Raw genomic sequence first — 6,239 nt, 5'->3', positions numbered from 1 at the left:
GTGTTTGAATATACTCTTGCTTCAGCCCCGCTTCAGAGGCTTTCCATTTTTCCAGATTTATTTCCAGTTTTTTGTGCTGGGCGCTTAGATCCGCCAGTTCAGATTTGAGACGGGCGTTTTCATCGGAAAGTTTAATGATGGTGGATTGTTCTTGATCTACTTGTTCGTTATTTATCATGGTCGTCTTCGACGGTAAGTTGCTGTGGATGTTGTGGCGCCGTGTGCCACTACATTCTCGGTATTTAGCGCTTTGATCTGCGTTTTTAAAGAAATGCTTTCCAGGTTGGCATTGGCGAGTATTTTTGGTTCAGTCTGGCTGTTGAGCCGTACGCTTTCGAGGTGCTGAGCGTGACGGGAGCCAGGGTCTGGATACTCATTGATGTATTTCGATATCTCATCTTCGGTCGGCGCTGGCAGGTCAAGCGCCGAGGCAGAATCTAGCCGGCTTAACAGCTTGTTATTGACAGCAGTGACGTCTCTGTCTTTCCAAAAACTGGCCGTATGGTCCATATCCATCGGATGGAGGGGGGCACCAAGCTCAACGCCCATGGTATTGAGTGCACGCGCAAGTGCGATGTTTCCGCTGCGATGCATGCTCAGAACCATGGTTGTTTTCTTGGCAGTCAAATGGCTATCGTCCTTGGAAAAAATTCAGCGCTGGTAAACAGGGTGAATGCAGGAACTGAGTGCAACACGGTCATTGAATGGATGTAGGCGGCATTATGCTGCATGGCATGACGCCTTGCATCACCTCACCCATGACCTGAGTGGGCATTTGAAGTCGAAGCTTTTTAGTGGCCCCCTCGTTCATTGCTAGGCAATGTCGTTCGTGTCTCCCGGTTGCGAACCGACAAGTGCGTGCCTTTGGGTCGGTACTGGAGGATTAGAGCGTTGATACCACCATCGACTTTTGCGATACATGGAAAGCCTAAGGCCTATCTTCTTCTCGTCCTAACTCATTGAATTATAAATGTAAAATTGCATTGTAATAGCTCTCGGACAGTGCGAGCTTGCAATGCCCCGATTGATGCTCAGCGATGAGCACCGGTCGAAGTGGCGGGAAATTCTGCTGCACAAGACCATCAACAACAAGCGTGATCTACGGATAACGGTCGAAAGCATGTTGTATTGCATGCGCACAGGCTGTCCCTGGAGTGACTTGCCCGAAGCATTCGGTGGCTGGAGCAAGGTCTACAAACAAGCGGCTCAATGTGGTTCAAACGCTTGTGACTGATCCTGATATGGAGTGGGTTTAAATCGATGGCAGCTATTTCAAAGCCCACCAGCACAGTGCAGGGGTTGCAAGCGGTCTGAAGAGGTTGATACGAACCGTATTACCCGAAGGCAGGCGGTAGTCGCAAACCCTATCCGTTGGAGACCATGCTGCCCATTCATCTGTTGCAGAACAGGTGCTCGATCAGCGAGCTGCGCGATATCGTGGGGCGTCAAGCGGTACCTCTAACGCCCCATAGACCAATTCACGTTGAAATTGCCCGCTTATGCGCATGCTTTGTTGAAGGTGCTGTGGGCGGCGACCAAGGCGGCCAATCCCGGAGCCCGGGTCGTGTGGTCCGGGCTCCTCTATGTGCGATTTCAGCGAAATGACCAGCGCTTGTGGCCGAAGTAGCTGGTAAACACCGGCACAGCCACGCCGACTGCGTGCGCTATTTCATGCTTGAAGGACTCCATGCCCATTGCAGGCAGGATGTACGATGCCAGGCCAATACTGATGATCCATGTCTGTACGACCGCAACCAGGTTGACCAGTACAAAGAACATTGCCGAGTGATGGATGGGCTGTTGGCTTTCGGTAAAGACAAACATTCGTGCCAGTACAAAGGCGGTGATCATGCCGGTCAGGTAGGCGAGCCCGATCGAGACTGAAAAGCTCAGCCATTGGTTATAAAGAATCCTCGAGAAGAAGTTGACAGCAGCTGCACTACCCCCCGTCACCAGAAAGGCAAGGAACTGTCGATTAAGCAGCTGTTTCACTTAACTGCATCCCTTGCCATGTTTCTACCGAAATCGATGCTCTCGGAAATACCGCGATCCTCGGGATAGTAGTAGGAGGTATCGGCTACCCACAAGCCTTGCACTGGCAGCGAAACCGGCGGCAGCCGGTCCAGATAGCCCGGGTCGCAAATGGGCTGCGCATGCCGATAGCGGCTGGCGCGGATATCGATGAAGTCCTCATCGTTCAGCGTCGGGTTGATCTTCTTTAAGTAGCGACGCACCTTGTCGAGGAAAGCCTGGTCCGGTTCGGCGAACTTAGGATGTTCACCAGGCATGTAGAACGGCACATAGACAATGTGTTCGTTCATTGGGCGCAGGTTGGTGTATTCGACAAGTCCGGGGATATCCATCTCGGGGTCGTTGGTATTGAGCCAGAAGTTCTCGGTCAGAGGCTTGCGCAGCTTGGCGATCACGCAGACCACCGCAACGTTCTTGAGGGCTGCGAAGCGCGCGAGAATATCCTGTGGCAGGTCCGGCATCAGGGAGGGCACGTAGGGCAGGGGCACGGTGCTGATGACCTTGTCGAAGCGCTGGATTTCTTCCCCGCAGACCACACCCTGAACCTTGCCGTGTTCGATGATCACGCGGTTGACCGGCGACTTCAGGCAAATGATCCCGCCGTGTTTTTCGATGTCGGCCTTCAGCGCTTGCAGCAGGGTGTCAGAACCGCCATCCAGGTAGCCGAGTTTTTCGCGGAACAGGCTATAGCGCGAGCGGCCGATGCGGCGGATGCGGCTCCAGATCCAGGCTGCCGATAGGTTATCGGTGTAATGGTAAAACTTGTAGTCGAACAGGCGCTTCCATAGCACTTCCCAGGCCTCGGCCCCGACCCAGCGCTTGATCCAGCCCGTGGCTTCGACGTTGTCCAGAGGCTTCCAGTCATTTCTCTTGGTGGACAGGAATGCGTGTAGGCCATAACGGACTTTGGCTGTCAGACTTAGGCCCTTGAACTTGAGCAGAGCAATGGGGTTACCCCAAGGTTGCAAGCGGTTTTGATACCAATAGCCCATTTTGGTTTCGACCCAGCGCATTTTCGAGGCCAAGCCCAACTCGTCCAGTACCTTCAGGAAGGCGTGGTCAGAAATGCAATGGAAGTGGTAGTAGCGCTCGATGGTGGTGCCCGAGAAATCGAACGCCGCGGTCATTCCACCCACACGGTCATCCGCCTCGAATACCACGGGTTTATGCCCGTCCCTGGCCAACTGGTAGGCCACTGCCAGGCCCATGGGGCCAGCGCCCAGCACGGCAACTCTTTGTCCCATCGTCAAAACTCCAGAACCACTTTGCTGTAAGTGGGGTCGTTGAAGGTTTCCTGTATCGCCTTGGCAAACGGCGTGTAGGTCACGCCGAATGTGCCGGGCCAGTCATTGACCTCGAATTCGTCCTTGGCGCTGAGTGCAGCCAGCTGTTGGGTGGTGAAGGGTGGGTTCTTGTCGAACAGGCTCCATGTCCAGATCAGGCTGTAGAACAGGCCGTAGGGAATGCATGCGATCACGGCCTTGGCGCCGGTGGCACGCTTGATTTCGCGAATGATATCGATGTAGTCGACTTTTTCGTGCCCCGATACGTTATAGATGCCGTCGCGCACACGGTTTTGTATGCAGCTGATGATGACATTGCAAAAATCGCCCACGTACAACGGCTGGCGCATGTAGCGGCCATGACCAGGAATAGGGAAGACCGGAACCTTCTTCATGAAGCGCGACAGCCAGCCCAGGTGTTTGCGGTCAAACCAGCCAAACATGAGCGTCGGGCGCAGCACCGGGCAGGGGATGCCACTTTCCAGCACCATCTTTTCCTGGTCTATTTTGCTTTTTGTGTAGAAGTCGTCGGCCACCGATTCGACCACCGAAGAGCTGATGTGCACCAGATAGTCGATGCTGTGCAGTTTGATCTGTTCAAGAATCAGGCGGGTGGCATCAACGTTGTTCTTGACGAATTCCTGATAGTCAATACCACCGATCTGTGCCTGCAGCATGACGACCACATTGGCACCGGCGAAGGCCTGTTGCCATTCGCCGGGCATGGACAGGTCACCAAAAATAGTGATCACGTCAGGCTGCACGCGCTTGAGGATCTCCAGGTTTTCGCGGTGCTTGTCGATGACCACGATATTGCTGTAGCCCTTGGCTTTGAGGCGAGCTACCAGATTCTGTCCGACCAGCCCGGCACCGCCGGGCAGGATGATACGTTCATCAAGATTAATAGCGGTCATTGCGGGTTAACCTGAATGTCTTTGCGAAATTGGCACAACTGCAGTTCCTTGCCTACCACGCGGGCCACGCCAACGGCATAGCTGCCCTTGAGGTCGCGGGTGTCTATAACGCGGCCGAAGCCGGCGTTGCCGAGGTCGGATTTTTTGAAGAAGTCGTTTACATCAGGGCGTGCGTACTGGGTCGCATCATAGTAACGCACGTTCTGGTGGGCATCGGTGAGGGTGATGTAGACCTGTGACGGCAGCTGGTTGCGGGCCGCATCCACGACGGTCCAGCCCTTGGCTTCAATGGCGCCTGCGAGCTTCTGCGTGGTCGGGTTCGCGAAGTCAAGGCTACCAATGCATTGCGCTGGGGCCTTCGGTAGGTCCAGGCCCACGTTCGTCTGTGGCAGGCTGATGTAGCAGCCTGATACTTCGGCGACCTTCCACTGACCGTCTTTGTGTTGCTGGTTAACCAATTGGCCAAGGCTGGGCTTCTCAACCGGCGGGCACGCGACTACCGCGCCCAGGGGCGCGCCACCCAGGAAGGTCTCGGGGGATTCGATGGTCTTGTCCAGATCCTTGAAGCTGTTGGCAATGGTGAATGACTTGTGTTGTGCGTAGTAGACGATCGACGAACTCCAGTCGTTGCCGTACAGGGTAAATGCCTCGCCTTCCTTCATGTTGTGCTTCAGCGTGTCAGCCACCAGCAGGTCTCTGGAGTTGCTCAGGTCAATCTTCTGCCGCAGGTTTTCGCCGTACCCTTGTGCGAAGGTGCTGTAGTTATTGGCCAGCAAGGCTACGAACAGCCCCAATATCCACAGGCGAGACTGCGGATGAGCGAGGCCTTCGGACAGCGCCACAGCCAGTGCGAAGATGATGAAAATGACGCTGGCCGACTGGTAGTAGCTATGGACTAGATGAAGATTGGTGAATAGGAACAGGGGCAACAATGCCAGGACGCAGCTCATCAGCACCACCAGGCGAGTTCTGGTGTCGCGAGCCATCAACAGGGCGCAAAGGATGATTGCGATACCGAAGACGCCCGACAGGTTGCCCTTGACGATGCGTGACCAGATGACCTCGCCATACAACAGCTTGGAAAAGCGTTGAGGCAAAGTACCCCAGTTCCATGTCGAGAGTGCGCTGGACGTCAGGGCGCTGCCGAATTCATTCTGGTTCTTGAGCACGTCAGTGTAGTGGGTCCAGGCAACCCCGAACACGATGGGCAGTGCGAACAGCAGAATGCCCAGCGTGATGTTGCGTGCACTGATGGCCTTGAGCAGGCCCCCATTGCGCTGGATTTCGTGGACCAGGAATACCAGTGCCATTACCGCCAGCACCGGCAGGCCGGTGGTGGCTTTTTGCAGGATCGAAAGCGAAATCAGAGTGGTGAAATAAATCGCGTCCCGGTGGCGACCTGCGGCCAGGAAATCGAGGAAATACTTAATCGCGGCAACGGCGAAGAACACCGCCACCGTCTCGATCATGAAGGTGCGACCCCAGAACAGGTAAAGAGGGCTGGAGAACAGCAGACCGGCGAAAATATAGAAGCTGCGCGGGGCTAGCTTCAACGACTGGCAGATTGAGCGAGCCGGCAGCAGGCACAGCACCAAGAACACGAAAGAAACGATCCTGCCGACCTTGCCCAGATCGATGCCCGTGAACTTGCTGATCAGCGCCACCAGCGCCTGATAGAGCGGGAATTCAAACGGGATTGACCAGGGGGCGCCGGAGACGGGTGTTTCGTAGGCAAACTTGAAACCCTCCTTGATGAACCAGAAGGAGGTCAGCGCTGTTTGGGTCTGGCGAAAGCCGAACAATTCGAGCAATGGCTGCCCCGAAAAGCGAAACGCCAAATAGGTCGCGTAAAGCACCGTCAATACGGCAATGCATTTGATACTGCGCTCGATCAGCAGCTCATTATCTGCCAACTTGAATAGCTTCAAGGATCCACCCCAGCCCGTCTAAAAGTTTGAATATCAGAATTTTTTTTTTTTGAATATGAATTGCGGCAACTTCCGGATGACCA

At 54.7% G+C, this 6,239-nt stretch carries 5 protein-coding genes and 2 pseudogenes; 2 read left to right on the top strand and 5 right to left on the bottom strand.

Annotated elements, in window-relative coordinates; all coding sequences use genetic code 11:
- Positions 1 to 174: 174 nt before the first annotated feature.
- Positions 175 to 627, bottom strand: coding sequence for a hypothetical protein (locus tag AC1DIS_RS05655; RefSeq protein ID WP_477743456.1), 453 nt, complete (start codon positions 625 to 627; stop codon positions 175 to 177).
- A gap of 388 nt (positions 628 to 1,015) precedes the next feature.
- Here AC1DIS_RS05655 and AC1DIS_RS05650 point away from each other — a divergent pair.
- Positions 1,016 to 1,253 (top strand): annotated as a pseudogene (locus AC1DIS_RS05650) (transposase); the annotation flags it as partial.
- Between the two features lie 73 nt (positions 1,254 to 1,326).
- Positions 1,327 to 1,425: pseudogene (locus AC1DIS_RS05645) on the top strand (IS5/IS1182 family transposase); the annotation flags it as partial.
- 168 nt (positions 1,426 to 1,593) lie between these two features.
- On the opposite strand, the gene AC1DIS_RS05640 reads toward AC1DIS_RS05645, so the two are convergent.
- From AC1DIS_RS05640 to AC1DIS_RS05625, 4 genes are read right to left on the bottom strand one after another with little or no spacing between them, the layout of a single operon-like run.
- Positions 1,594 to 1,992 (bottom strand): GtrA family protein, encoded by a 399-nt coding sequence (locus AC1DIS_RS05640; protein ID WP_111454885.1) that lies wholly within the window; start codon positions 1,990 to 1,992, stop codon positions 1,594 to 1,596.
- Positions 1,989 to 3,275: an NAD(P)/FAD-dependent oxidoreductase gene (locus AC1DIS_RS05635; RefSeq protein ID WP_111454884.1), complete on the bottom strand. Its 1,287-nt coding sequence runs from the start codon at positions 3,273 to 3,275 to the stop codon at positions 1,989 to 1,991. Before AC1DIS_RS05635 ends, AC1DIS_RS05640 begins: the two co-directional genes overlap by 4 nt.
- 2 nt (positions 3,276 to 3,277) lie before the next feature.
- On the bottom strand, positions 3,278 to 4,228 hold the full coding sequence (locus AC1DIS_RS05630) for an NAD-dependent epimerase/dehydratase family protein (protein ID WP_086944644.1): 951 nt from the start codon (positions 4,226 to 4,228) through the stop codon (positions 3,278 to 3,280).
- Positions 4,225 to 6,156 carry an ArnT family glycosyltransferase gene (locus tag AC1DIS_RS05625; protein WP_477743455.1) on the bottom strand — a complete coding sequence of 644 codons (1,932 nt, stop codon included), beginning with the start codon at positions 6,154 to 6,156 and terminating at the stop codon, positions 4,225 to 4,227. The genes AC1DIS_RS05630 and AC1DIS_RS05625 overlap by 4 nt, the downstream gene beginning before the upstream one ends.
- Positions 6,157 to 6,239: the final 83 nt, after the last annotated feature.

The organism is Pseudomonas sp. 05N433 (genome assembly GCF_056396925.1).
The sequence above is the reverse complement of the archived record's forward strand: the minus strand, read 5'-3'. Positions and strand labels throughout refer to the sequence as shown.